The 24,864-nt window shown below is 47.3% G+C and carries 23 protein-coding genes; 13 read left to right on the top strand and 10 right to left on the bottom strand.

Annotated features, from left to right (window positions below):
• Positions 1-44: 44 nt before the first annotated feature.
• Positions 45-1,538: a CoA-acylating methylmalonate-semialdehyde dehydrogenase gene (locus ACF8OV_RS19895; protein WP_029844157.1), complete on the bottom strand. Its 1,494-nt coding sequence runs from the start codon at positions 1,536-1,538 to the stop codon at positions 45-47.
• A 70-nt stretch (positions 1,539-1,608) separates the two neighbouring features.
• On the bottom strand, positions 1,609-2,787 hold the full coding sequence (locus tag ACF8OV_RS19890; RefSeq protein WP_089203348.1) for a thiolase family protein: 1,179 nt from the start codon (positions 2,785-2,787) through the stop codon (positions 1,609-1,611).
• A gap of 209 nt (positions 2,788-2,996) precedes the next feature.
• Here ACF8OV_RS19890 and ACF8OV_RS19885 point away from each other — a divergent pair, with 209 nt between their 5' ends.
• The 6 genes from ACF8OV_RS19885 to ACF8OV_RS19860 all read left to right on the top strand — a co-directional run bounded on the left by ACF8OV_RS19885 (position 2,997) and on the right by ACF8OV_RS19860 (position 10,146).
• Positions 2,997-3,383 carry a MerR family DNA-binding transcriptional regulator gene (locus ACF8OV_RS19885; protein WP_005373242.1) on the top strand — a complete coding sequence of 129 codons (387 nt, stop codon included), beginning with the start codon at positions 2,997-2,999 and terminating at the stop codon, positions 3,381-3,383.
• A gap of 45 nt (positions 3,384-3,428) precedes the next feature.
• Positions 3,429-4,598, top strand: a complete 1,170-nt coding sequence (locus ACF8OV_RS19880; RefSeq protein WP_065764375.1) for an isovaleryl-CoA dehydrogenase — start codon at positions 3,429-3,431, stop codon at positions 4,596-4,598.
• Positions 4,599-4,712: 114 nt separating this feature from the next.
• Positions 4,713-6,320 carry a carboxyl transferase domain-containing protein gene (locus tag ACF8OV_RS19875; protein ID WP_069528861.1) on the top strand — a complete coding sequence of 536 codons (1,608 nt, stop codon included), beginning with the start codon at positions 4,713-4,715 and terminating at the stop codon, positions 6,318-6,320.
• A gap of 107 nt (positions 6,321-6,427) precedes the next feature.
• Entirely contained in the window at positions 6,428-7,210 is a 783-nt protein-coding gene (locus tag ACF8OV_RS19870; RefSeq protein WP_180759631.1) for an enoyl-CoA hydratase-related protein, read from the top strand.
• Positions 7,203-9,263 (top strand): acetyl/propionyl/methylcrotonyl-CoA carboxylase subunit alpha, encoded by a 2,061-nt coding sequence (locus ACF8OV_RS19865; protein ID WP_203503281.1) that lies wholly within the window; start codon positions 7,203-7,205, stop codon positions 9,261-9,263. Before ACF8OV_RS19870 ends, ACF8OV_RS19865 begins: the two co-directional genes overlap by 8 nt.
• On the top strand, positions 9,244-10,146 hold the full coding sequence (locus tag ACF8OV_RS19860) for a hydroxymethylglutaryl-CoA lyase (protein ID WP_203503283.1): 903 nt from the start codon (positions 9,244-9,246) through the stop codon (positions 10,144-10,146). Before ACF8OV_RS19865 ends, ACF8OV_RS19860 begins: the two co-directional genes overlap by 20 nt.
• Before the next feature lie 94 nt (positions 10,147-10,240).
• Here the strand turns inward: ACF8OV_RS19860 and ACF8OV_RS19855 are convergent, their stop codons facing one another.
• Both ACF8OV_RS19855 and ACF8OV_RS19850 read right to left on the bottom strand, forming a co-directional pair.
• Entirely contained in the window at positions 10,241-12,862 is a 2,622-nt protein-coding gene (locus ACF8OV_RS19855; protein WP_203503286.1) for an ATP-binding protein, read from the bottom strand.
• Between the two features lie 11 nt (positions 12,863-12,873).
• A complete protein-coding gene (locus tag ACF8OV_RS19850; RefSeq protein ID WP_203503291.1) occupies positions 12,874-13,710 on the bottom strand; it encodes a phosphate/phosphite/phosphonate ABC transporter substrate-binding protein in 837 nt (278 codons plus the stop codon).
• 132 nt (positions 13,711-13,842) lie between these two features.
• Between ACF8OV_RS19850 and ACF8OV_RS19845 the strand changes: the two genes are divergently transcribed.
• The gene (locus tag ACF8OV_RS19845) at positions 13,843-14,169 is read left to right on the top strand and encodes a DUF1840 domain-containing protein (RefSeq protein WP_005499185.1); all 327 of its coding nucleotides are present in this window, start codon (positions 13,843-13,845) and stop codon (positions 14,167-14,169) included.
• A 98-nt stretch (positions 14,170-14,267) separates the two neighbouring features.
• Here the strand turns inward: ACF8OV_RS19845 and ACF8OV_RS19840 are convergent, their stop codons facing one another.
• Complete coding sequence (locus tag ACF8OV_RS19840) at positions 14,268-15,134, bottom strand: mechanosensitive ion channel family protein (protein WP_005463614.1); 867 nt, start codon at positions 15,132-15,134, stop codon at positions 14,268-14,270.
• A 338-nt stretch (positions 15,135-15,472) separates the two neighbouring features.
• On the opposite strand from ACF8OV_RS19840, the gene ACF8OV_RS19835 reads away from it, so the two are divergent.
• On the top strand, positions 15,473-16,021 hold the full coding sequence (locus ACF8OV_RS19835) for a sugar O-acetyltransferase (protein WP_021821808.1): 549 nt from the start codon (positions 15,473-15,475) through the stop codon (positions 16,019-16,021).
• A gap of 9 nt (positions 16,022-16,030) precedes the next feature.
• On the opposite strand, the gene ACF8OV_RS19830 is transcribed toward ACF8OV_RS19835, so the two are convergent.
• Entirely contained in the window at positions 16,031-17,446 is a 1,416-nt protein-coding gene (locus ACF8OV_RS19830; protein ID WP_203503295.1) for a PLP-dependent aminotransferase family protein, read from the bottom strand.
• 154 nt (positions 17,447-17,600) lie between these two features.
• On the opposite strand from ACF8OV_RS19830, the gene ACF8OV_RS19825 reads away from it, so the two are divergent.
• The 3 genes from ACF8OV_RS19825 to ACF8OV_RS19815 are packed head-to-tail and all read left to right on the top strand — an operon-like array spanning position 17,601 to position 20,150.
• Positions 17,601-18,965 carry a cytochrome ubiquinol oxidase subunit I gene (locus tag ACF8OV_RS19825; protein WP_029798091.1) on the top strand — a complete coding sequence of 455 codons (1,365 nt, stop codon included), beginning with the start codon at positions 17,601-17,603 and terminating at the stop codon, positions 18,963-18,965.
• Positions 18,966-18,993: 28 nt separating this feature from the next.
• Positions 18,994-20,001, top strand: a complete 1,008-nt coding sequence (cydB, locus tag ACF8OV_RS19820) for a cytochrome d ubiquinol oxidase subunit II (protein WP_203503299.1) — start codon at positions 18,994-18,996, stop codon at positions 19,999-20,001.
• Positions 20,002-20,021: 20 nt separating this feature from the next.
• Positions 20,022-20,150 (top strand): DUF2474 domain-containing protein, encoded by a 129-nt coding sequence (locus tag ACF8OV_RS19815; protein ID WP_015313385.1) that lies wholly within the window; start codon positions 20,022-20,024, stop codon positions 20,148-20,150.
• Positions 20,151-20,220: 70 nt separating this feature from the next.
• Here the strand turns inward: ACF8OV_RS19815 and ACF8OV_RS19810 are convergent, their stop codons facing one another.
• From ACF8OV_RS19810 to ACF8OV_RS19800, 3 genes are all read right to left on the bottom strand, one after another.
• Positions 20,221-20,976, bottom strand: coding sequence for a PhzF family phenazine biosynthesis protein (locus tag ACF8OV_RS19810; protein ID WP_203503302.1), 756 nt, complete (start codon positions 20,974-20,976; stop codon positions 20,221-20,223).
• A 94-nt stretch (positions 20,977-21,070) separates the two neighbouring features.
• Complete coding sequence (locus tag ACF8OV_RS19805; protein WP_203503305.1) at positions 21,071-21,448, bottom strand: carboxymuconolactone decarboxylase family protein; 378 nt, start codon at positions 21,446-21,448, stop codon at positions 21,071-21,073.
• Positions 21,449-21,506: 58 nt separating this feature from the next.
• On the bottom strand, positions 21,507-21,863 hold the full coding sequence (locus ACF8OV_RS19800) for a MerR family transcriptional regulator (RefSeq protein WP_203503308.1): 357 nt from the start codon (positions 21,861-21,863) through the stop codon (positions 21,507-21,509).
• Between the two features lie 233 nt (positions 21,864-22,096).
• Here ACF8OV_RS19800 and ACF8OV_RS19795 point away from each other — a divergent pair, with 233 nt between their 5' ends.
• Together ACF8OV_RS19795 and ACF8OV_RS19790 are read left to right on the top strand one after the other, a co-directional pair.
• Entirely contained in the window at positions 22,097-23,410 is a 1,314-nt protein-coding gene (locus tag ACF8OV_RS19795; RefSeq protein ID WP_203503322.1) for a molybdopterin-dependent oxidoreductase, read from the top strand.
• Between the two features lie 43 nt (positions 23,411-23,453).
• Positions 23,454-24,116, top strand: coding sequence for a cytochrome c family protein (locus tag ACF8OV_RS19790; protein WP_203503325.1), 663 nt, complete (start codon positions 23,454-23,456; stop codon positions 24,114-24,116).
• 182 nt (positions 24,117-24,298) lie between these two features.
• Here ACF8OV_RS19790 and ACF8OV_RS19785 read toward each other — a convergent pair whose 3' ends face one another.
• Positions 24,299-24,715, bottom strand: a complete 417-nt coding sequence (locus ACF8OV_RS19785) for a hypothetical protein (RefSeq protein ID WP_020838025.1) — start codon at positions 24,713-24,715, stop codon at positions 24,299-24,301.
• Between the last annotated feature and the right edge of the window lie 149 nt (positions 24,716-24,864).

Here is a 24,864-nt window from a genome sequence, read left to right as displayed (position 1 = left end):
ACTCAAACGGAGGGGCTTGGCTAGAGGTATCGCCAATCCAGTAATTAGCTAAGTTGAATAGTCATGTTTGGACCGCTTGGAATGTCATCTTCAAACCAACGCGCAGTGACAGTTTTCGTCTCGGTGTAAAAGCGAACCGCTTGTTTTCCATAAGCATGCAAATCGCCATAGAAGCTGCCTTTCCAGCCAGTAAACGAGAAGAACGGCAATGGCACCGGAATCGGTACGTTGATACCCACGTTACCCACTTCGATGTTGTGCTGATACTTTCTCGCAGCTGCGCCGTTCGCCGTGAAAATAGACGTACCGTTACCGAAACGGTTTGCATTGATTAGCTCAATTGCCTCATCTAAATTGTCGACTTCCATTGTCAGCAACACTGGGCCAAAAATCTCTTCCTGATAAATCGACATGTCAGTGGTCACATTGGTAAACAGTGTTGGACCCACCCAGTTTCCGTTCGGGAAGCCAGGTACTTGGCAATCTGTTCCATCCAGAACACAGTTCGCGCCTGACGCTTTGCCTTCATTAATCAGATTAACCACTCGCTGCTTCGCTTGCGGGCTAATCAATGGGCCATATCCTGCGGTTTCATCATCCCACGCGCCAGGCTGTACTTGAGCTAACGCCTCTTTAAGCTCTGGAATCCATTCTTTAGTTTCGCCGACAAATACTGCCACCGAAATCGCCATACAGCGCTGACCTGCGGCACCGACTGACGCACCAACTAGGTTATTGATCACTTGCTGCTTGTTTGCATCTGGCATGATTACCATGTGGTTCTTCGCACCCGCAAAGGATTGAACGCGTTTTAAGTTGTCCGTACCCGTTTTGTAGATGTACTCACCAACTGGCACAGAGCCGACAAAAGAGATCGCACGAACGACTGGATCAGTCAGAATGCGGTCGACTTGCTCTTTGGTGCCGTGAACAACTTGCAATACGCCTTTTGGTGCGCCAGCTTGTTCAAACAGCTCCGTCAGTTTCATTGCCGTTAGTGGCACTTGCTCTGACGGTTTCAAAATAAAGGTGTTGCCGCAAGCGATCGCCATTGGGAACATCCACAATGGAATCATCGCAGGGAAGTTAAACGGTGTGATGCCAGCACAAACACCGAGCGGTTGAATGTAAGAGTAACCATCAATATTGGTCGCGACGTTTTCAACCGTTTCGCCCATCATTGAGCTACAAATATTCGCTGCTTGTTCAACAACCTCAATCCCGCGCCAAACATCACCTTTTGCATCCGCTAGAGTTTTGCCTGTCTCACTTGAAAGCAATATCGCCAACTCATCGTGTTGCTCTTTTAGCAGGTGTTGGTAACGCAGCATCAATCTCGCACGCTCCGGCGCTGCAACTTCTTTCCAACGCTTGAATGTTTCTGTTGCGCTGGCGATCGCCGCATTCATTTCCGATTCCGTGGCACAAGGCACTTGCGCAATCACTTCATTGGTTGCCGGGTTGGTTACATCTAGCCATTGTTTTGAGTCGGAGATGGCGAATTCACCACCGATATACTGCTTTACTTGTTCTGTCATGATGACATCCTTGTATTTTTCAGCTTGTTACTGACCACTGTTATGTAAGTGAAACTTCGTTGAGAATGATTTAGCAGATTTCAATCGCGATTGCGGTAGCCTCGCCGCCACCAATACAAAGCGATGCAACGCCACGTTTACCGCCTGTTTGTTTAAGAGCGTGAATCAAAGTCACGAGGATTCGGTTACCACTTGCACCAATGGGGTGGCCTAAAGCACATGCACCGCCGCGAGAGTTCACTTTGCTCGCGTCCAGTTCGAGTGTCTTCACCGCGTATTGAGTGACAACAGCAAAGGCTTCATTGATTTCCCAAAGGTCCACGTCTGATTTGTCCCAGCCCGTTTTTTCCAACAGCGTTTCAATCGCGAATACGGGTGCGATGGTGAACTCATCCGGCTGTCTTGCATGCGTGCTGTACGCGACAATTTTGGCTAGAGGTTGAAGGTTTTCCTGACGGCCAAATTCACTATCAACCAATACCATTGCTGATGCACCATCAGAAATAGAACTTGAGTTGGCTGCCGTTACGCCGCCATCTTTAGCAAACGCAGGGCGTAAGGTAGGAATTTTAGTGACGTCGAGTTTACTCGGTTGCTCGTCGTCTACAACCAAGGTGTCACCACGTCGACTTTTTACGTTAACAGGCACGATCTCTTCTTTGAACAAACCTTGCTCAATCGCTTGCTGCGCACGAGTCACCGATTGTTGTGCCCATGCATCCATACTTTCACGGCTGAATTGGTATTTTTGCGCGGTTTGTTCGGCAAAGACACCCATCAATTCGCCTTGATAGGCATCCTGCAAACCGTCATAAAACATGTGATCAAGCACTTGCTCGTGACCTAAACGGAAACCATCACGCGCTTTCTTTAATAGATAAGGAGAAGACGACATGTTTTCCATACCACCAGCGATAACCGCATGCGCATTACCAGATTGAATAAGATCATGCGCCAGCATCACGGTTTTCATACCCGAGCCACAGACTTTGTTCAGTGTCGTACAACCAATCGATTGTGGCATTTCTGCTTTAAGACTTGCTTGTCTTGCTGGCGCTTGCCCCACGCCGGCGGGTAAAACGCATCCCATCAACACTTCGTCTATTTTTTGCACATCGAGTTGGCTTTCGGCTAGTGCCCCTTGGATGGCTTTCGCACCGAGTTCCGTGACATCTGATGAAGCTAATGCACCTTGAAAAGAGCCGATAGGCGTTCGCTTAGCGGCAACAATCCATGTTTCATTTTTCATTCCATTAACCTTTTGTTGACGTTTACGTCATAACTATACTAACATTTACGTTAACGTCAAGTTTGAGGTTATTGTTTGTTCGAGTGATTCTTTTATTTCGAGTAAATGCGAGTGATATCAAGGCTCAAGAGTGGATGTTGTTTGTTTACTTTAACGTTAACGAATTGTATATTCGTATGAATGTTATACGAAAGTCGTAAGGTTAAGGAATGAACACATTTAAGATCAGTGAGCTCGCGAAAGAGTTCGACATTACTACCCGAAGTATTCGCTTCTACGAAGATTTAGGTCTCCTAACTCCAGAACGTAAAGGCAACACTCGAATCTACAATGGTCGCGACCGAATTCGACTAAAACTGATTTTGCGAGGTAAGCGATTGGGCTTTTCTCTTGCAGATATCAAAGAGTTATTTGAACTCTACGATACCGATCAAAGTACTGAGCAGTTGAACTATATGATTCGGTTGATCGAAGAGAAGAAGGCAGCATTGCAACAGCAAGCAAACGACATTCAAGCGGTAATGATGGAGTTAAACGCGGCACAGTTGCGATGCCAAAACACACTGAGATCCATGAAAGGCGAAAAAGTCACCTAACACCTCAACTCTGGGATGTAGGTGACGTAAAGGCAAGGACACGCAATGAAATCTACCTACTCTTCCCTGAACTTTGTTTATGACGAAAATACCGATTTGCTTCGCGAGCAAATCAATAGTTTTGCTGCAAGAGAAATTGCGCCTTTAGCGCAATCTATCGACCAATCTAACGACTTTCCAAACCATCTTTGGTCCAAATTAGGTGAAATGGGGCTTTTAGGTGTGACCACCAGCGAAGAGTTTGGCGGTGCAAACATGGGCTACCTCGCCCACGTTATTGCCATGGAAGAAATCAGCCGAGCTTCCGCCTCGGTCGCATTAAGTTACGGCGCTCACTCCAATCTTTGTGTCAATCAAATCCACCGCAACGGCACACAAGCGCAAAAAGAGAAATACCTACCTAAACTCATCTCCGGTGAACATATTGGTGCGCTTGCAATGAGCGAGCCTGGCGCAGGTTCCGATGTAGTATCTATGCAGCTTAAAGCCGAACGTAAAGGTGATATCTTCCTGCTAAATGGCAACAAAATGTGGATCACTAACGGTCCGGATGCACACACCTATGTTGTCTACGCCAAAACAGACCCAAACCAGCACTCCAAAGGCATCACGGCATTTATTGTAGAACGCGACTTTCCTGGATTCACTCAAGCACAAAAACTCGACAAGTTGGGTATGCGCGGCTCGAATACGTGTGAGTTGGTCTTCCAAAACTGCGAAGTCCCTGCGGAAAATATTCTCGGCGAAGAAAACCAAGGTGTGAAAGTGTTGATGAGCGGTTTGGACTACGAGCGAGTGGTGCTTGCCGGTGGCCCGCTTGGCATTATGCAAGCATGTATGGACATCGTTGTGCCTTATATCCATGACCGCAAACAATTTGGCAAATCCATCGGTGAATTCCAGCTTGTTCAAGCAAAAATCGCCGATATGTACACGCAAATGAATGCCGCAAAAGCCTACGTTTACGCCGTCGCTGCTGCTTGTGATCGCGGTGAAACCACACGTAAAGATTCTGCTGGTGCGATCCTCTACAGCGCAGAGCTGGCAACCAAAATGGCATTAGATGCCATTCAGCTACTCGGTGGTAACGGTTATATCAATGAGTTTGATACCGGTCGTTTGCTACGTGATGCCAAACTATATGAAATTGGGGCCGGCACTTCAGAAATTCGCCGCATGCTTATTGGTCGCGAATTGTTTAACGAAAGCGCCTAATCAACATACCTAGGCGTTCTGAATCTAAATAAATTCCTTATTCAACCTAAATCTTATTCAACATAGATAAAGGCGGGTGGTGTCACCCGTCTACCGAATGGAGATCGGCTATTTATGGCTTGTTTGACGACCAATATTAATACCCATTCAGAGCAGTATCAGGAAAACTACCGCTCTATGGCGTCGCTCGTGGATCAACTCTATACCGTGACTGCGCAAATCGAAGATGGTGGTGGCGAGAAAGCACGTGAGCATCAGCAGAAGAAAGGCAAACTTCCGGTACGTGAGCGCATTCTTGCCCTCCTCGATCCCGGTTCATCCTTCTTAGAAATTGGCCAGTTCGCGGGTTGGGATGTGTATCCAGATTACGTTCCATGCGCGGGCGTAGTAGCGGGTGTTGGCGTAATTGACGGCACCGAGTGCATGATCGTCGCCAACGACGTGACGGTAAAAGGCGGCAGTTACTACCCACTTACGGTGAAAAAACACTTACGCGCACAAGAAATTGCAGAAAAATGCCAACTGCCGTGTGTTTACTTAGTCGATTCTGGCGGCGCTAACCTACCCCGCCAAGATGAAGTCTTCCCAGATAAAGAACACTTCGGTCGTATTTTCTATAATCAAGCCCGAATGTCGGCCAAGGGCATCCCGCAAATTGCAGTGGTCATGGGGCTATGTACCGCTGGCGGTGCTTACGTGCCTGCCATGTGCGACGTATCCATCATCGTAAAAGAACAAGGCACGATTTTCTTGGCAGGCCCTCCTCTTGTAAAAGCAGCAACAGGTGAAGAGGTCAGCGCGGAAGATCTTGGCGGTGCAGACGTTCACTGTCGCACCTCTGGCGTGGCGGACTATTACGCAGAAAATGATCACCACGCGTTAGAGTTGGCAAGACAAGCGGTTTCACAAATCAACCACTTGAAACCCGTTCAACTCAAGCAAAAAGCACCACAGGAACCACGCTTTCCTGCGCAAGAGCTGTACGGCATCGTCGGTACCGACCTTAAAAAGCCGTTTGATGTTAAAGAGGTCATTGCCCGAATTGTTGATGATTCACAATTTGATGAATTTAAAGCCTTGTTCGGAGAAACCTTGGTTTGTGGCTTTGCTCATATCCACGGTATGCCGATTGGTATCGTCGCCAACAACGGGATTCTATTCTCTGAGTCGGCACAGAAAGGCGCGCATTTTATTGAGCTGTGCGCACAACGCAAAATTCCTCTGCTTTTCTTGCAAAACATCACGGGCTTTATGGTCGGCCAGAAGTACGAAGCCGAAGGCATCGCCAAACATGGCGCGAAAATGGTAACCGCTGTAGCGTGTGCAGACGTACCGAAGTTTACCGTAGTGATTGGTGGCTCGTATGGCGCAGGTAACTACGGTATGTGTGGCCGCGCCTATGATCCAACCATGATGTGGATGTGGCCAAACGCACGCATCTCCGTCATGGGTGGTGAACAAGCGGCTGGCGTGATGGCACAAGTGACCCGCGATATCAAAACTCGCAAAGGTGAAAGCTGGAGCGTAGAGGAAGAAGAAGCGTTCAAACGTCCAATTGCGGAGCAATATCAGACGCAAAGCCACGCTTATTACGCCAGTGCTCGTCTGTGGGACGACGGGATTATTGATCCCGCGAAAACCCGAGATGTTGTCGGCATTGCTCTGTCTGCTGCGCTTAATGCGCCAATACCAGACAGCAAATTTGGCATTTTCCGCATGTAGCCAGATACAAGGCAAACCTTAACTCCTCGCTATCCACCGATGTTTATCCGAGTTCTGGTTAGCGAGCAATGGAATATCAGACTGAAATGTCAGACAAAGGAAGTCACATGACCGGACTACTGCTTGAAAAAGACAGCAATGGCGTTGCCTGGTTGAGCCTCAATCGACCAGAAAAACACAACGCGTTTGATGATGAATTAATTGCTTCACTTATCGAAACTTTGGAACAACTTGAGCGAGACGATTCTTTACGTGCAGTGGTACTCACCGCGCAAGGGAAACACTTTTCTGCAGGTGCGGATCTTGGCTGGATGCAGTCAATGGCCACCAAAACCGAGAGTGAAAACCTGCAAGACGCACAGCAACTAGCGAAGCTCCTGCACAAACTGGATACCTTTAGCAAACCAACCATTGCTATGGTGCACGGCGCAGCATTTGGTGGTGCACTGGGGCTTATCTGCTGCTGCGATATCGCCATCGGTACGCCTGAAAGCCGCTTCTGTTTGAGTGAAGTGAAACTCGGTTTATTACCCGCCACCATCGGCCCCTACGTAATCCGAGCGATTGGACAAAGACAGAGCCGACGCTACTTTTTGACTGCGGAACTGATTGATGCCGAGACCGCACTGACGATGAACATTCTTCATCAGATCGACTCTCAACCACGAGAAGCCGTCAACCGCATCATTGATCAGCTGCTTAATAATGGTCCGCAAGCCATGCAGGCAGCAAAAGCACTCTGTTTACGTTGTGATAGCCAAGCTATCGATCACTCATTAATTGAATACACCAGCCAAGCCATTGCAACCGCCCGCGTGTCCAGTGAAGGACAAGAAGGACTGAGTGCATTTTTTGAAAAGCGCGCCGCCAATTGGAGGAATCATGTTTAAAAGAATACTGATCGCAAACCGCGGTGAAATTGCCTGCCGAATCATTAAAACCGCAAAAAGCATGGCTATAGAGACGGTTGCCGTCTATTCCGAAGCGGATCGCAGCAGCTTACATGTTAAACAAGCGGATTTCGCCGAGTTTATCGGCCCTGCTCCGGCGAGTGAGTCGTATCTTGATATCGATGCGATTATCGGCGCAGCGAAAAAATGGCAAGCCGATGCAATCCACCCTGGGTATGGTTTTCTCTCTGAGAACCCAAAACTGGCTAAAGCGTGCAGTGAAAATGGCATCGTCTTTATTGGTCCCTCTACCAGCGCAATCGAGGCTATGGGGTCGAAGTCTCAAGCCAAAGCCATCATGTCAGAGGCGAACGTGCCTTTGGTTCCCGGCTATCACGGCACAGACAACAGCGTTGAGCACTTATTAGCGGAAGCGGAAAAGATTGGCTACCCAGTGATGCTTAAAGCAACCCAAGGGGGCGGCGGTAAAGGCATGCGAGTGGTCAACAGTGCAGCCGAAATGCCGTTGGCCATCGACGGTGCGCAGCGTGAAGCGCTTTCAAGCTTTGGCGATAAGCAGCTTCTAATCGAAAAATGCATATTGCAGCCTCGCCACGTTGAAGTTCAGGTCTTTGCAGACCAACATGGCAACTGTGTTTATCTGTCTGATCGCGATTGCTCTATTCAACGTCGTCACCAAAAGGTGGTCGAAGAAGCACCTGCACCCGGTCTTGGGGATGAACTGCGTAAACAAATGGGTGAAGCCGCAGTTCATGCCGCTCAAGCGATCGATTATGTTGGCGCTGGTACGGTTGAATTCTTGCTCGATAGCCGCGGTGAGTTTTACTTCATGGAAATGAATACCCGTCTGCAAGTTGAGCACCCTGTCACTGAATTGATCACCGGTGTTGATTTGGTTGCATGGCAATTCAAAGTTGCGGCTGGTGAGCATTTACCGATCTCGCAATCTGAAATCACCCATAACGGACACTCAATCGAGCTGCGAATTTACGCCGAAGATGCCGACAACGACTTTATGCCGTCGACTGGACGCATTGATTATTTACAAGAACCCATCTCAGACAGCAATGTTCGACTAGCTTGTGTGCGTGTTGATAGCGGTGTTACCCAAGGCGATACAATTAGCGAATACTACGATCCGATGATCAGCAAACTGATCGTCTGGGGTCAAACTCGTGACATCGCCCTCAAACAGCTTAAGCAGGCGTTAACTCAATATCACGTGCGTGGAGTAACGACAAACATCGGTTATCTACATAGCATTGTTTCGCAGCCAGCCTTTGCCAACATTGAGCTCGATACTGGTTTCCTCGTCACACATCAACAAGGCATAAATGAGCAGCAAAGTGTGGCGGATTCTATCTGGCTAACGTTGGCAGCGGTTGCTCGCTGGAATGCTCTCATTTCAAAATCAGACAGCTCAACGTTACCCGCGCCAACCACACAAGGTTTTAGGCTGTCAGTTTACAACGTTTATCGATTTAACTTCACGGATGCCAATGCCAACCATCAAGTACGCTTGCAACAATCATCGCAAGATACAGGGGCTCAGCATCTTAACCACTTCACTGTCCAATGCGGCGAGGAATTACATCAAGTCACCCCACTTGAAAGTGGAAACCAGTTCGTCGTCGATATCGATAATGTTCGTTACACCTTTAACGCGCTCAACGACAAACAAAAGACAACCGTGTTTTATCTTGGTCAGCAACGTACGTTCGCTCATCAACCAAGTTTTGAATCACCAAAAGACAAAGACGACGAACTTAGTCCAACCGCACCACTGAACGGCGTGATCTCGGCGGTCATGGTAAATAAGGGAGACAAAGTAGCGGCTGGCGATCCGCTGTTAGTACTCGAAGCGATGAAGATGGAATACACCATTACCGCTCCGGTAGCAGCGACCGTTGATGAAGTGTTTTATCAACATGGAGACCAAGTACAGCACGGTTCCATCCTGCTGCATTTAATTTCTGCACCCGATAATGTCTGTGAAGATAAGGAGCACGAATATGCTACCAGCGAAGGTTAATATCGTCGAAGTCGGCGCGCGTGATGGCTTGCAGAATGAAACGGCAGTGACGCTGGTTGATAAAATCCGTTTGATCAATCTGCTAAGCAACAGTGGCTTAGAGCACATTGAAGCAGGCTCTTTCGTCTCGCCGAAATGGGTACCTCAAATGGCCGATTCCGATCAGGTGTTTGCGGGGATCACACAAAAGCCTAACGTGGTTTATAGCGCACTCACACCAAATCTCGCAGGGTTAGAACGTGCACTGGAAAGCGGCGTAAAGCAAATCGCGGTATTTGGCTCCGCTTCAGAAGCGTTCAGCCAGAAGAACATCAACTGCAGCATTGCCGAAAGCCTCTCTCGCTTTGAGCCCGTTATCGAGCTCGCAAAGCAACACAACATACCTGTGCGCGGGTACTTGTCTTGCACCATGGTGTGTCCATATGAGGGGGACATCATGCCAGAGCAAACTACCAAGGTCGCAAATACGCTGTTTGATATGGGGTGTTATGAGATTTCTCTGGGCGATACAGTTGGGAAAGCGACGCCTAATCGAGTTATCGCTATGCTGGATTCGCTGTTAACGCAACTGCCAAAAGACGCGCTCGCGGTACATTTTCATGACACTTATGGACAAGCGTTAGCCAATATCTACCAAGCCTTACTGATGGGGATCAATACCATTGATAGTGCTGTTGCAGGCTTGGGCGGCTGCCCTTACGCGAAAGGAGCCAGTGGCAATGTCGCAACGGAAGATGTGCTTTATCTGTGTGAACAGCTTGGTATTGAAACGGGAGTTGATCTCAACATCATCAATGAAGCGGGTTGGCAAATTTGCCATGCATTAGGTAAACGTCCGTCTTCCAAAGTAGCACTCGCTTTGGGTGATCCGCACAGCTTGTAAAAGACTCCATCCGCGATAAGCAACCAATAAATACAAACGGGCATGCGTAACAACATGCCCGTTTTATTAGGGCAAAGTACGATTCACAAAAGCACTAACCAGAGGCGTGCTTTTCAGCCATTTGAGTATGGCGTCCCCACTTCGCAATCATATCGAGTAAATCGCTTTTCTGAACTGGTTTCGTCAGGTAATCATTCATCCCTAATGCAATACTCTTTTGCTGCTCTTCTTGCATCGCGTGAGCAGAAAACGCCACGATTGGACACCAAGGAAACTCACCGTTTTCCTGCAACTCACGAATGTCTTTTGTCACACCAAAACCATCTTTGTTTGGCATAGAAATATCGGTAATCACCAAATCAGGGGAAAGCTGCTTGTAGAGTTCAACGGCCTCGACACCATCTTCCGCCAACGTCAGTTTCACACCGGTGTCTTGCAACATTTTTTCAATCAAGATTCGGTTGATATGGCTGTCTTCTGCAACCAAAAGGTGCAAATTAGAAAAATCCGGATTGTCTTGTGAGGAAAGCGCTCGACGCTTTTGTATTTTGCTAGAAAGCAGAGTTTGCAGTTTATGCTGCGTGACAGGTTGCGGCAGTAAACGATCCCGTTCGCACGACCATGCCTGTCCTTCCTCCATCACGCAAGGGGCGAGAAACAGTACCCGTTTGGCGGCTGATTCTGTCGCATCAAGATCATAGAGCGCATCTCTATCCTGAGCATTATTCACGCTCGCGATGATGCGGTCAAAATCGTCCAAATCTCTGCCCAAAGACTGCGCCGCAGACCAATCGTTGCGATGAGTCACCTCGATGCCAATCTCTTTAGCTAAGCGCATCAAGTGTTCCACGCGCGGTAGATAATCATCAATCAACAATAGTCGATTTGCATTCAGTTCCACCGGCTCAGAATGAGGCTGACTTCGTTTAGGCAACTGCAAACTAAAGCTAAAACACGATCCGTTGCCAAAATCCGAGCGCACACAAAGCTCACCGTTGTACATGCTGATCAAACGTTTTGAGATTGCTAACCCTAAGCCCGTTCCTTCATGTCGCCTTGTCGCGGAGGTATCGACCTGCTCAAATTTATCCATAATATGAGTTAGCCTGTCTTCAGGAATTCCAATGCCTGTATCGGTCACTGAAAAATCAAAACCGAGCTCACTTTCTCTTACTTTCAGCTGCACATGACCTTCATCCGTGAATTTCACTGCATTACCGAGCAAGTTAAGTAAGATTTGATTAATCCGACCTTTATCACCGACCACGACCGTATTCATGGCTAATGGCATATCAACCAATAACTTAAGGTTCTTTTTATCCGCTTGATACGCACACAATGCCGTGCAACTCTCTACTAACGAGCGCAAATCAAACTCCTCTTCAACAAGCGTCAACTTGCCTGCTTCGACTTTGCTGTAATCGAGGATATCGTTAATGATGGTCACAAGGTTATTGGCAGATTTGTGCAGCAGGAGCAATAACTCCCTTGGCTCTCGGCGGTTTTCGTTCTCAAGCAATATCTCACTGATCCCCATGATCGCGTTCATTGGAGTGCGAATCTCATGGCTCATGTTTGCCAGAAATTCCGACTTGGCTTGCGTGGCTTTTTTCGATTTATCCAATGCAGACGACAAACGCTTCTCCATCTCGCGTCTATCGGTGATATCACGTTCTACCGCGATAAAACGCAGTAGCTCGCCATTTTCATCAAACACCGGAGACAGCTCCAACTCGACCCAATATGGGCGCTGCGACTTGGTGTAATTGAGTATCTCAACCCTAACCGGGGAATGGCTGCGAACACTTTGTGAGAGCAGCGCGACAGTATTTGCGTCGGTGTCTTCACCTTGCAGCAGTTCGCCCGGTGATTTGCCAACCACTTCCTCTAACGAATATTCGGTTAACTGCTCAAACGCAGAGTTTACCCAAGCAATCGTGCCGTCAGGATGCGTAATGATGATGGTATCGCGAGCGTGTTCCGCCACCTCGGCAAGCTGCGATATTTTGGCGGATAACTGCTGTTGGGTTTGATGTTCTTGCTGAAGTTTGTTTTGCGCTTGCGCTAAAGAGCGCGACATTTGGTTAAACGCCTCTCCAACGCGCGTGACTTCATCATTGCCTGAAATAGAAATTTGCGAACCCGGCCCTTGCTGTGAAACCTTGATTACCCCAGTGCGGAGAAGATCCAAACGCTTCATTAAATAGCTGCCTAGCGCAAATGAAAACAGCGCCACCAGCGACATTTCGACAAAGGCAATCACCAAACTCGCATGAGTCGCAAACGAAAGCATTTGATGAACATGCTCGACGTGAACACCCATTTCTACCACGCCAAAAGTCTGATCGCCTAAAGTGATTGCCTTCGCCACGTCATAAACACCGTCGCTTGCATCGAAAGGACGAACATTGGTGTCAACGCCTGTGTAATCACCTTGAAGCGTAAGTTCGATGCCATCTTGATTGACGATACGGATGTAAGCCAACTTGTGCTCACTTACGACAGAGCGTGCAAAGCTGTCTAAGTACGCCAGATCCGTTGCGATTACCGCGTCTCTCGAAGCTTGAGCAAATACACTCACCAAATTCTGGCTACCAACTTCGAGACTGGTCTCGTTTGAGCTTTTAAACCAGTTGAGGCCGCTGATGATAAGTACACCGAGCGCGAGTGCTTCGATGAGTGCAATGCCGATTATCGTTTTTGAACGCAGCGTCATAAAGCGCCCACTTATCTCGAAATGCCCAATTGGACGACGTCTTGCCAATCTTGGTCTTGCGCCAATTGCAATCCATCAATATTGAGTAAAGCGAAGCTCTCCTGTGCTTTGGGATCCTCATTGAGTTGTGAGATCGCCGCTCGCAATGCCAAAGCCATCTCTTCATCTACCTCATTCGAGACTGCAATGGCATGAGGGGTATAACCTGCGGTTGTATAAATCACGCTCAGTTGTTCTTTGGTTTCACTCGGCAAGCTCTCAAAGGTACGCTTCACGCCACCACCAGCGATATACAAGCCTTTCTGAACACCTAAATAGACCGAATCGTGCGAGCCCACATATTTGGGCGTAAATTTGATGCCTTTCTGTTCTAGTTCAGATTGCGTGATGATGGAAGCTGCAAACGCGCGCGGAGCCGGAAAAGCAATCGTCTCTTCTTGCAGATCATCAAGAGTAACTGACTGCCCTTTTCTCGCCACAATAATCCCTGTAATACGCTTATTCTTCGCTCTTGCTAACGCCGTATAACCCGGAGTTTGATTCACCAACGTAAAGTGATAAGGATTCATGTACGCGATGTCATATTCTCCAGCCATTAAACGGGCTTCAAAAGTAGGAATATCACGCGCAGTAGCAAATTTGATTTCAACTCCGGCAAGCTCGCCCCAACGTTGCAGTAAGGGTTGCCATTGTTGAACTAATTTGGTGGCCGATTGTTGTGGCACCACACCAAAAACAAGAGAGGGCTGAGCGAAGATGGAAGGCGACAATATGCATAACGTCATAAGCAACGTAAAAATTCGCCTTTTAAACAGCCAAGTCAGCTTCTGCAATTGAGAATTCAACAAAATCACCTCCTTGTGTTTGTCTTCCGTTAAAGATAGATAGCTATTTGAAAGATTGCGAATTAACGCGTTAAATTGCCTCATGTCTCGGATAGGATTTATACTCAAACGAACACCTAAAAATAGGAGCAGTACATGCTTATTACATTTCGTTGTCGTAGCTACGCAAATGTCACGATGTTTGGCGACATTGCATTAGAGATGATCAAAATGATGGGTCACAGCGGCACAGTGCCGGGGTCAATTTCCGCTCAAGATGTTCCTGACGCGCTATCAAAGTTAACTTCTGCTCTATCTGCGAAAAATGCGGCTGAGGAAAACCTCCCTACTGATGTAGATGTAGACGAAGAGGAAGAACAAGTAGAGCCTGCGGTAAGCTTAGGGCGCAGAGCGTTTCCACTGATTGAGTTGCTAAAATCAGCAATCAAAGAAGAATGCGAAGTCATGTGGGACAACCAATAACGCCTTCAAACTGGTTTCTAGCGAGGTGAATCCATATTGTGACCGCCTCGCTATCACTACTCGAAGCCAAGATAAGGGCACCAACGCCGCTTATCGCCCTACCCGTTTCTCTCCCTAGACAACTTGATTTCCCCATCAATGTGCACATCTCGTTGTGGAAACGCGATTTCAATACCGTGCTTTTCGAAAGCTTCATAGATTTCAAAACGTATGGCACTTGCGACCGATCGAATCCCGCCCTCAACCGTTGAGTTGATCCAAAAATAAGATTCGAAGATCAAAGCATTGTCACCAAAGTCTTGAAAAAACACGTCTGGAGCTGGCGAACTCAGAACTTGCGCTTGCTGCGAAGTCACTTCCGCCATTAAGGCAGCAACCTGTTTGACATCGCTCCCATACGCGACGCCGACGACGACCGAGCCACGAACTAATCTGTCGCATAACGTCCAGTTGATCACCACGTTCTCAATCAATTGACTGTTGGGAATGAGCATGTGAACGCCATCGGTTCGCCTGATTCGCGTTGAACGTGTATTTATTTGCTCGACAATGCCTTTGGCGCCCTCGACCTCTAAAAAGTCCCCTATTCGGATTGGCTTCTCACCAATCAAAATCCAGCCACTTATGAAGTTGTTAATGATGTTTTGTGCACCAAAACCGAAGCCGATAGCGATGGCACCAGACAGAAAGGCGAACGCGGTGATTGGCACATTGATCATCGAAAGTGTGGTCATAAAAATAATGGCGAGAGCGATGACAAATAATATCCGTTTAACCAAATGAATGACGTTTGGATCTTTCCCCGATGAGGACATTCTTGACGTAACGGTTTTGATTAAAATTTTGGACAACCATAAAGCGACAATCACCCATGTCGGTACCATCAATATCGCCCACAACGTGATAGGTTGTTCGTTAAAGGTAAACAGTGTTGTTTCTAAAAATGAAATGACCCGTTCGAACATAAAGTGCTCACTCTTGATTCATCGTTGCCAGCAAGCCAGAGCGCATAAGTCTTATATTTTTAGGTCAATCGATAGCGCAAGCGGCTCAATTAAGTTCTTCTTATTAACTATATTGTAATCTACGCAAAACGCTTCGAGTGGTTTCCCGCTTTGGCTTCAACACGATTAAGCCATTTAAGGAGCGCGTCTTTGTGTACTCAACGAGCCAATCAACCGACTGAATACGCAAGGCAAATCAGTGATAACTTTCTGATTTTTAAGCATCAAATTTTCACTTCGAATCACCTTCATTTATTATTATGCACCTTATTGCAAACAACATTGATGGAATGATTGTTATGTCAGAACTGACTCGGATGCGCTCTGGAGAAACCTATAATTGTCTGGATGAAGAACTAAAGCTAATGCGCGCCAAAACCGCGCAGCTTGTCTTCCAATTTAACCACGAGCCAAACCCAGATATCCGTAGACAACTATTGGCGGAAATGGGCGTCCAATTAGAAAACAGCGCCTGTATAGAGCCACCGCTTCAACTTACCTACGGTTGCCACTTGTCCATCGGGGAAAACACCTACATCAACTGGGATGCCATTATTCTGGACAATGGACAAGTTGAGATTGGCGCGAACGTCATGATTGGGCCTAGAGTGCAAATTTACACAGCCGCTCATTCACTCGATACACAAAGACGCTTAGCCGGAGATGAGATCGCCAAACCGGTAAAAATCGGCAATAACGTTTGGATTGGTGGGGGCGCTATCATACTGCCAGGCGTGACCATTGGCGATGAGGCCGTCGTCGGCGCTGGCTCTGTCGTAACCAAAGACGTTGCGCCGGGCGATCGAGTTGCTGGAAATCCGGCGCGCTCCATTAAACCAAAAAACTGAAGAAAGTCGCTATTTTGCCAAATGATCGCGAATAATGTTGGCAAGCAGATTGAGAGCATGGACGTATTTGTCATTGAGCTCAAAAGAAGCGTTAAGACGAATACAGTGATCGTATTGTTCTGTCAGGCTGAACATCTTTCCCGGTGCGATGCTGATATTATCTTTTAGCGCTTCTCGATATATCTGCAAGGCGTCGATATGCTTGGGAAGCTCTAACCAAATAAAGTACCCGCCGCTTTGGCTTAACACTTTGACTTCTTCAGGTAACAGCTCATTAAGCCGATCCGTCATCTTACTTTTACGTTCAAACAGCTTTTTCCGTAACTGCTTCAAATGCGATTCATAATTGCGGCTTGTTAAATAATGCACCAATGTCATTTGCACTGGTGCACTCGTCGCTAATGTACTCATTAGCTGTAACTTTTGTACCTCTAGCGCCCGCTTTCCCGCCGCAACCCAACCAATACGTAGCCCTGCGATTAGTGATTTTGAAAACGAGGAGCACAACATGGTATTGCCCGTGTCATCAAACATTCTTAGTGGGTAAACCGAGTCATTCTCGGCATGCAGTTCGCTGTACACATCATCTTCAATCACTGGCACGTTATATCGCTGTGTCAGCTCAATCAGCTTTTGTTTTTTCTCGTTGGAGAGCGTAAAACCCTGAGGATTTTGGAAGTTCGACATCAGCCAACATGCTTTCACATCGTGTGTTTGCAGCGCTCGTTCCAATGAATCTAGGTCAATGCCCGTGACCGGGTCTGTTCTTACTGAGAGCGCTTTCAAACCTAACCGCTCTAAGGATTGCAAAGCGCCATAGAATGCAGGCGACTCCACAACCACCCAATCTCCCGGTCTTGTGCAGGCTTGCAAACTGAGCGTTAACGCCTCCAGCGCGCCCGCCGTAATGACAATTTCATCGGGTGAAATTCCAATGCCTTTCGCAGCATAACGCTTCGCGATGATGGTACGTAATTGTTCGTTTCCCGGCGGTAAGTTATCAAAGGCGGTGGAAATCGGCATATTGCGAGCGGCTGCGCTCATCGCCCGATTCACGTGATAGCGTGGATACAAGCTTGGATCTGGATAGGCAAAGCCAAAATTGATCATGGATGGATTTTTACTCGCCTGCAGAACATCAAAGATAAACTCATTGATGTCTACCTGCTCTGTCCACGAAACCGCGGCTGGCGCTTGGGGTTCATTTGAACTCTTAATATTGGGAGCGACTCGATAACCAGAGCGCGGCTGCGACGTCACCCAGCCTTGAGATTCCAGAATTTGATAGGCATGCAACACCGTCATCAAGCTTAAACCCGAGTGTTCAGATTGGCGACGCAGAGAAGGCAGCTTGTCACCCGGATGCCATATCCCCGATTTTATCTGCCTTTTAAGCTGTTCCACTAACTCTTGATACTTCGCCAAACGCAAATCCCCTTCCCTAAAGCCGAATTCAAAATAATAACACTTCAATATTTAATCTGTTATAGGTTTATAGTCACTGTCTGTACCTACTTCCCTCATTCCGCTCCTTTTAAAATAGCTCTCTCATAAAACTTAAAAGATCAAAGGAAGTTTAATGTTTGGCCTCGACGCATTTATGCTTGCGCGGATACAGTTCGCCTTTACGGTATCCTTTCATATTATTTTCCCCGCTATCACCATAGGTTTGGCCACCTATCTCGCCGTGCTGGAAGGCTTATGGCTAAAAACACGTAATCCCGATTACCAAAAGCTCTATCACTTCTGGTCGAAAATTTTTGCGGTTAACTTTGGGATGGGCGTTGTATCTGGCCTTGTCATGGCCTATCAATTCGGCACCAACTGGAGTGGTTTCTCCGACTTCGCTGGTTCTATCACTGGCCCATTACTGACTTATGAAGTGTTAACGGCATTCTTTCTCGAAGCCGGATTTCTTGGCGTGATGCTGTTTGGTTGGCGTCGCGTCGGCGAAAAGCTGCACTTTTTTGCAACCTCGATGGTGGCGTTAGGCACGATCATTTCGACGTTCTGGATTCTCGCCTCCAACAGTTGGATGCAAACGCCACAAGGCTATGAAATTGTTGATGGACGCGTGGTGCCAACCGACTGGTTTGCTATCGTTTTCAATCCTTCATTTCCTTATCGTTTGGCGCACATGAGCGTCGCGGCTTTCGTCAGTTCGGCACTCTTTGTAGGCGCGTCAGCCGCTTGGCATTTATTGAGAGGCAATCAAACGACTGCGGTAAAAACCATGTTTTCGATGTCGCTCGGGATCTTAGTGTTCCTTGCGCCACTCCAAGCCGTGATTGGCGATGTGCACGGGCTAAACACCTTGGAACACCAGCCCGCCAAAATCGCCGCCATCGAAGGACATTGGGATAACAGCGATGGCAAACCAACCCCATTGATTTTGTTCGGCATGCCAAACATGGAACAAGAACGCACAGACTATGCCTTAGAAATTCCTGTTCTAGGAAGTTTGATCCTACGCCACAGTTTAACTGAGCCAATCCCGGCGCTGAAAGACTTCCCGAAAGAGGAACGACCGAACTCACCTATCGTCTTTTGGTCATTTCGAATCATGGTCGGGCTAGGACTTCTGATGATTTTTCAAAGCTTCTACAGCATGTGGTTACGAAAAAAGAACACGCTTTATACCTCGCGTTGGTTCCTCAAATTTTCATTATTTATGGGGCCATCTGGTCTTATCGCAATACTCGCGGGCTGGTTTACGACAGAGGTTGGTCGGCAACCTTGGGTGGTGTATGGCGTACAAAAAACGCGTGACGCGGTTTCTGCACACGGAGACCTACAAATGAGCATCAGCCTGCTGTGTTTCCTTGTTGTGTACAGCTTGGTGTTTGGTTTTGGGTATTACTACATGATCCACCAAATCAAGAAAGGCCCCGATGCTATCGAACACGATGAGCACGACATGACGACCGTTTCAGGTCGTATTTAGAATTTGTCACAAAGTGAAGGTAGAGAATATGCATTTTGATTTATCCGTGATTTGGTTCGCGATCATCGTTTTTGCCACTTTGATGTACATCATCATGGATGGCTTCGATTTGGGTATTGGAATACTGATGCCCTTCATCAAGGATGACAAACAAAAAGACGTCATGGTCAACAGTGTCGCGCCAGTTTGGGACGGTAACGAAACTTGGATTGTGCTTGGAGGCGCATCTCTATTTGGCGCTTTTCCCATGGCTTACGCGGTGATTATTGAAGCGCTAACCATCCCTTTAACGTTGATGTTGATTGCTTTGATCTTTCGTGGCGTAGCGTTTGAGTTTCGCTTTAAGGCATTAGAAAACCATCTAAAGTTTTGGGACCGTTCTTTTATGGTTGGCTCAATTTTAGCTACGTTTTTCCAAGGCATCGTTGTTGGCGCGGTAATTCAGGGCCTTACGGTGGAAAATCGCGTTTTCGTGGGTAGCCAACTAGACTGGCTCACCCCTTTTCCCATCTTTTGCGGTTTGGGTTTAGTCGCAACGTACGCGCTGCTCGGTAGCACATGGCTCATCATGAAAACGGAAGATGCACTGCAAAACACGATGTATCGCTTCACTAACAAAACACTACTGGCGATGATCTCCGCATTAATCATTGTGAGCGCTTGGACCCCACTTGCTTACCCTGCCATTGCGGAAAGATGGTTTTCTCTGCCCAATTTGTTCTACTTACTGCCCGTACCTGTCATCACTGGGCTGGTCTGTTTGAAGATTGCCGACTCCGTAAAAAAGCGAAAAGAGCGCAGCCCTTTCGTGATGGCATTGGTGATCGTGATTCTCGGGTTCGCTGGGCTTGGCATAAGTATCTGGCCAAATATCATTCCTCCTAGCATATCGATATGGGAAGCAGCGGCTCCTGCAAGCAGTCAGCGCTTTATGCTCGTTGGAGCGGTGCTCATCATCCCGATCATTCTGGCTTACACCTTTTGGAGTTACTACGTCTTCTCTGGAAAAGTGAAAGAAGGCGAAGCATACCATTAACAAATTGATAAGGAGTGAGTATGAAAATCAAAAATTGGTGCCGCCAGTGGGCTTGGATGGTTGGGATCTGGGCGGCCAGTGTGCTAGCTCTGGGGTTCGTATCAATGCTGTTTCGCGTCATGATGACCGCTGCAGGGTTAAAATCTTAGCTCGGCACTTTTAAGTCAATAAAAAAATGGATGCCTCTAGAGCTTGTGTAAGAGCTAGAGGCGTTTATATTCAAGTCCGACTTTTTACGTGTGCAGACAATACGATAGTAGATTCTGAACCACGAGCCACTTCAAAATAACCACCAGAACGTGATAGCTGACGAGCCGTCAATTTTTCTTTGCCCAGCTTTTCAAACCAATAAGGCGCTAATGAGCACTGAGCCGAACCTGTGGCAAGATCTTCTGAAATACCGATTTTAGGTGCAAAGTAACGCAACACATAGCCACTATCAGAACTTTGAGCCGTCACGATGACAGCATGAAACTCATCAATTTTAATCAGCTCATCAAAGTTAGGTTGATAGCGAACAACATCATCTTCGGATTCGAGAACAACAACCAAATCACGCGTTGTAAAAGCACCTATGGGGCGATTGGAGAAGCCTGAAATATCCAAGGGGATGGCATGAGGCTTGGCTTGCCAACTTGGCATCACAATCCTGTACATTCCATCCAGTTCAGAAACAGTAATATGACCATGCGAACTTTGAAGAATGACCTCTTTCCGATGATATTTAGAAATGAGCGCGGCTCCTGCGCCTAAACTCCCATGTCCGCATAAGTTGATTTCCCCTGCTAGAGTAAACCAACGAATGTGGTAGTCACTGCCAGACTTAACCGCAAATGATGTGACAGGTTGAGCGACCTGATGAGTGATTTGAAGTAACTCAGAATCACTCAGCCAGTGATTTAGTTCGACAACGCCACAAGGGTTACCTTGAGCCAACTCATCACAAAATACATCATATATTTGCGCTTTAATCATCCACCATCCTTGCGGTTTAATAACGCGTTAAAAAATATAAAAATAAAAGCGTTAGAGACACCTAACGCTCACTTTCAATGTTGCTTGCAGGCAGCTAAACCTGCCTTTCCAAGAGTACTTCTTTAAAGGCAAACATGCCATTTAATGCAGCTGGAAATCCTGCGTAAACAGACATTTGTATGATCACTTCTTTGATCTCTTCTTCCGTGCAACCAACATTTAGCGCAGCGTGTAAATGCACTTTAAGCTGTGGAGTACAGTTCCCTATCGCCGTCAATGCGGACACCGTAGCAATCTCTCGCGATTTTAGATCTAGCCCTTCACGGGTGTAGATGTCGCCAAACGGGTACTCAATCGTGAACTTAGCTAAATCAGGGCAAATGTCGTTCAGGCTTTCGATAACTTTTTGACCAGCCTCTCCATCGATTTTTGATAACTGCTCTAACCCTGTTTGAAATCGCGTATTTTCCATTTTGTGTGCTCCTTTGAGTGAATACCCGCACACCTTACAAGTTAGAGTGAACTCTAAGTCAACGTACTTTTCCGCTTTTATACAGATTTATTTTTTCTTCTAATCGTTTCAGATGCTCATTTTGTTGTCGGATATGTTCGATTAAATTATCTCGATGAACTTCCAAAAGCTTTTGTCTGTCAGCAGTCGTTTGCGAGCCTAGCTCCCTCAAGGAGGCATATTCTTGAATCTCTTCTAACAGGATTCCCGTCTCTTTCAGCCGCTTGATGAAGTTGACCCAATCAATATCTCGATGGGTGTAGACACGGTGCCCACTGCTATTTCGGTGGACATGTTTCAGTAAGCCAATTTTTTCATAGTATCGAAGCGTGTAAGACGACAACCCAACTGCGCTAGAAAACTCTTTCATATTCATTATTTTTACCTAGGATTGTCCCTTCCTGTGACCACAAGCAATGTAACCACACTATGGATAACCTTTGCAAAGCAAGCAGTCTAGTTTCTTACCGATGTTGTTAAGACTATAAATAGTCGTCTACTTTTATTGATGTAACCCTTTAGTAAGGCAACTGTAGAGATCGGCGATACGAACTAAGGGACGAGAATGACGTAGCAGTTCTTGGGCGTGTGCCGACAAAGGAACACATCATGAGTGAGAACGAGAAAAACAAACCGCAAGGGATCTATAAATATTATGAAAACAATCCCAAATCTGCGGATGAGAAAGTCTTTGGACGAGTTAGCTACCCAGACAGGCGCGGTTTTCTAAAAGGCGCGGGTTTAGCGACCATGGCCGCCGCGCTTGGTGGATTTATCCCATTCCATCGTAATATGCCGGCTGGCATCATCCCCGCAGCTTTTGCTGAAGGTCTTGATGACGTCATGATCGAAGGCAAAGACGGTTTAACGGTCCTCAACGACAGACCGATGAATGCAGAAACCCCACCCCATTTGTTGAATGACGACGTAACTCCAACTCGACGCCATTTCATTCGCAACAACGGTATTCCACCAGCAGACGTAAACCCTGAAACTTGGATGTTGACCATTGATGGATTGGTCGACAAACCAATGTCGCTGTCGATTGCCGATCTCAAAAAGAACTTCGATGTCGTAGAACAACAACTGGTCGTTGAATGTGGCGGTAACGGCCGTGCTTTCTTTGATCCCAAAGCATCCGGTAATCAATGGACTTACGGCGCTGTGGCTTGCTCCAGTTGGACAGGCGTTCGCTTGGCCGACGTGCTCAAAGCCGCAGGCGTAAAAGACGGAGCCATTTACACCGCGCACTATGGTGCCGACAAGCATCTTTCAGGCAAAGAAGGCAAGTTACCAATTTCTCGTGGCGTACCCATCGCTAAAGCCATGAGCAGTGAAAATCTCATCGCCTTTGCCCAAAACGGCGAAGCGCTTCACCCTATGAATGGCGCGCCATTGCGTTTAGTGGTTCCAGGTTGGCCGGGTTCTTGTTCGCAAAAATGGCTCACTCGCATTCAAATTCGCGATCAAATACACGATGGACCAAAGATGACAGGCACTTCCTATCGAGTCCCTAACCGACCTGTCGCCCCGGGAGAAAACGTGGCGAAAGAGGATTTCGAGATCATAGAGCGCATGCCAGTAAAATCACTCATCACATCTCCGCAAACCAACACAGAAGTCAATGGCAATGAAATCGCCATTCGCGGACATGCTTGGTCTGGCGACCGAAAAGTGACCAAAGTGCAGATTTCGATTGATTTTGGCGCAACATGGATGGATGCCGACCTCGCAGCTCCTGCCAATGACGGTGCTTGGCAAACGTTCAATGCTAAGGTGAAGTTCCCTCAAGCGGGTTACTACGAAGTGTGGGCGAAAGCGACTGACGATCAAGGCGTCAGCCAGCCTTTTGCCATCGCATGGAATCCGAAAGGTTACCTCAACAACACTTTCCACCGCATCGCATTGATTGTACGAAGTTAAAGGGTCAGTAGCAGAATGGTGAGCACTTAGGGGACATGACACGGTGAGAACAAAACAACCATCAGAGCGGGTACTCCCGCTCGCTTTCACCCTTTTGGCTTTGTTGAGCGCCCCTGTCCTGGCGAGCAATGAAGAGTTGATTGCAGCAGGCGAGAAGCAAGCCATGGTTTGTAAAGCCTGCCATCAATTTGAGTCGAATGGCGTAACGCTGGTTGGCCCGCCCTTATGGGGGCTAGCGGAGCGCAATATCGCCAGTTTTGAGGGCTTCAATTACAGCGACGGAATTAGACAACATCAAGGAAAGTGGGACGCTGAAAAGTTGGACGCATTTTTATCCGCTCCGAATGACTTCGCGCCAGGAACCAACATGGTCTTCCCTGGCGTAACAGATCCCGGTGCGCGCGCGGCTATCATTGCATGGCTTGCAACGAAAAACCCGACACCACCCAATTGGAATATGACGTCATCAGGATTGGAGGTTAAATCGCCAGGTGATGGGATATTAACGCCGGGAGAGAATATGGATCTCGTCGCTGCAGTCTGCTCAGCCTGTCATTCGTTACACATGGTCACACAACAAGGACTAAGCCGCCAAAGATGGGATGAAATCCTCGACTGGATGATTGAAGAGCAAGGTATGGAAGATTTATCAGGCGACGACCGAGAAGCCATTCTGGAATACCTTTCTACCTATTATGGGGGGTAACCAAACGTCAGCTGCTATCGCTATTTGACCATACGAGACTCAGCCTGTCTTTGGGCAAAGTGAAGTTCCGCGCGACCGCCAGTTATAGTAAACGACTGCTGCCCATTCCATACATCTACGTCGTTTTGCGAAATACTAAATGTATGGAAAGCACATCGACTCGCAATCACAATACTCCACCGCTACTTGGGGGTTAAACTCTCAAGTCCGCTTGTATCGACTCCTTCTAATGCATGTTTTTCAAGAAGATATGTCTCTGAGCGCTCATTGGCTTTGCGTTGTTCAATTAGTTTTTGCTGCTCTATTGTTATTCGGGTTTGACGCTCAATTGCTTCCTGTTCACTCTCACACTGTCTGAATCCATCAGACCAACCTTGAGCATACTTTTTATCAGAGTTAAATCGGGAAATGTCTTTCTTAAATTCATCAAACAAGCTTCCAGCCGCTTTGTATCCACTGTGACACCCGTCATCAAAACCCTCTGCATATTGAACAGGAAACCCTTTGGCCACCATATTGTCTTTCGTGCTTGCGCAGCCTAAAAGCCCCAAAGTGAATAAAGAGATAACGAACACATTACATTTAGACATTATTTTCATGAAGAATACCTTCGTTTAGCATGGGTAATCAGATTAAAGTCTAGGCAATGGAGTTCGAGGATAGCAAGGTGTCTGTTCGGTATAATCTTTGTCTCCATATCTAATCCAAAAATGAGTCAACTGCTAAACTACTAATAGGTAATTGGACA

It is taken from the genome of Vibrio sp. GLN_1 (assembly GCF_043106015.1).
Lineage (GTDB): Bacteria > Pseudomonadota > Gammaproteobacteria > Enterobacterales > Vibrionaceae > Vibrio > Vibrio parahaemolyticus.
The sequence above is the reverse complement of the archived record's forward strand: the minus strand, read 5'-3'. Positions and strand labels throughout refer to the sequence as shown.

Bases quoted from the DNA above. Each gene is read 5' to 3' on its own strand.
- ACF8OV_RS19895 (WP_029844157.1), bottom strand. From the start codon at position 1,538: ATGACAGAACAAGTAAAGCAGTATATCGGTGGTGAATTCGCCATCTCC.
- ACF8OV_RS19865 (WP_203503281.1), top strand. From the start codon at position 7,203: ATGTTTAAAAGAATACTGATCGCAAACCGCGGTGAAATTGCCTGCCGA.
- ACF8OV_RS19785 (WP_020838025.1), bottom strand. From the start codon at position 24,715: ATGAAAATAATGTCTAAATGTAATGTGTTCGTTATCTCTTTATTCACT.
- cydB (WP_203503299.1), top strand. From the start codon at position 18,994: ATGCATTTTGATTTATCCGTGATTTGGTTCGCGATCATCGTTTTTGCC.
- ACF8OV_RS19860 (WP_203503283.1), top strand. From the start codon at position 9,244: ATGCTACCAGCGAAGGTTAATATCGTCGAAGTCGGCGCGCGTGATGGC.
- ACF8OV_RS19805 (WP_203503305.1), bottom strand. From the start codon at position 21,448: ATGGAAAATACGCGATTTCAAACAGGGTTAGAGCAGTTATCAAAAATC.
- ACF8OV_RS19890 (WP_089203348.1), bottom strand. From the start codon at position 2,787: ATGAAAAATGAAACATGGATTGTTGCCGCTAAGCGAACGCCTATCGGC.
- ACF8OV_RS19815 (WP_015313385.1), top strand. From the start codon at position 20,022: ATGAAAATCAAAAATTGGTGCCGCCAGTGGGCTTGGATGGTTGGGATC.
- ACF8OV_RS19870 (WP_180759631.1), top strand. From the start codon at position 6,428: ATGACCGGACTACTGCTTGAAAAAGACAGCAATGGCGTTGCCTGGTTG.
- ACF8OV_RS19835 (WP_021821808.1), top strand. From the start codon at position 15,473: ATGTCAGAACTGACTCGGATGCGCTCTGGAGAAACCTATAATTGTCTG.
- ACF8OV_RS19840 (WP_005463614.1), bottom strand. From the start codon at position 15,134: ATGTTCGAACGGGTCATTTCATTTTTAGAAACAACACTGTTTACCTTT.
- ACF8OV_RS19875 (WP_069528861.1), top strand. From the start codon at position 4,713: ATGGCTTGTTTGACGACCAATATTAATACCCATTCAGAGCAGTATCAG.
- ACF8OV_RS19795 (WP_203503322.1), top strand. From the start codon at position 22,097: ATGAGTGAGAACGAGAAAAACAAACCGCAAGGGATCTATAAATATTAT.
- ACF8OV_RS19880 (WP_065764375.1), top strand. From the start codon at position 3,429: ATGAAATCTACCTACTCTTCCCTGAACTTTGTTTATGACGAAAATACC.
- ACF8OV_RS19810 (WP_203503302.1), bottom strand. From the start codon at position 20,976: ATGATTAAAGCGCAAATATATGATGTATTTTGTGATGAGTTGGCTCAA.
- ACF8OV_RS19800 (WP_203503308.1), bottom strand. From the start codon at position 21,863: ATGAATATGAAAGAGTTTTCTAGCGCAGTTGGGTTGTCGTCTTACACG.
- ACF8OV_RS19855 (WP_203503286.1), bottom strand. From the start codon at position 12,862: ATGACGCTGCGTTCAAAAACGATAATCGGCATTGCACTCATCGAAGCA.
- ACF8OV_RS19885 (WP_005373242.1), top strand. From the start codon at position 2,997: ATGAACACATTTAAGATCAGTGAGCTCGCGAAAGAGTTCGACATTACT.
- ACF8OV_RS19825 (WP_029798091.1), top strand. From the start codon at position 17,601: ATGTTTGGCCTCGACGCATTTATGCTTGCGCGGATACAGTTCGCCTTT.
- ACF8OV_RS19845 (WP_005499185.1), top strand. From the start codon at position 13,843: ATGCTTATTACATTTCGTTGTCGTAGCTACGCAAATGTCACGATGTTT.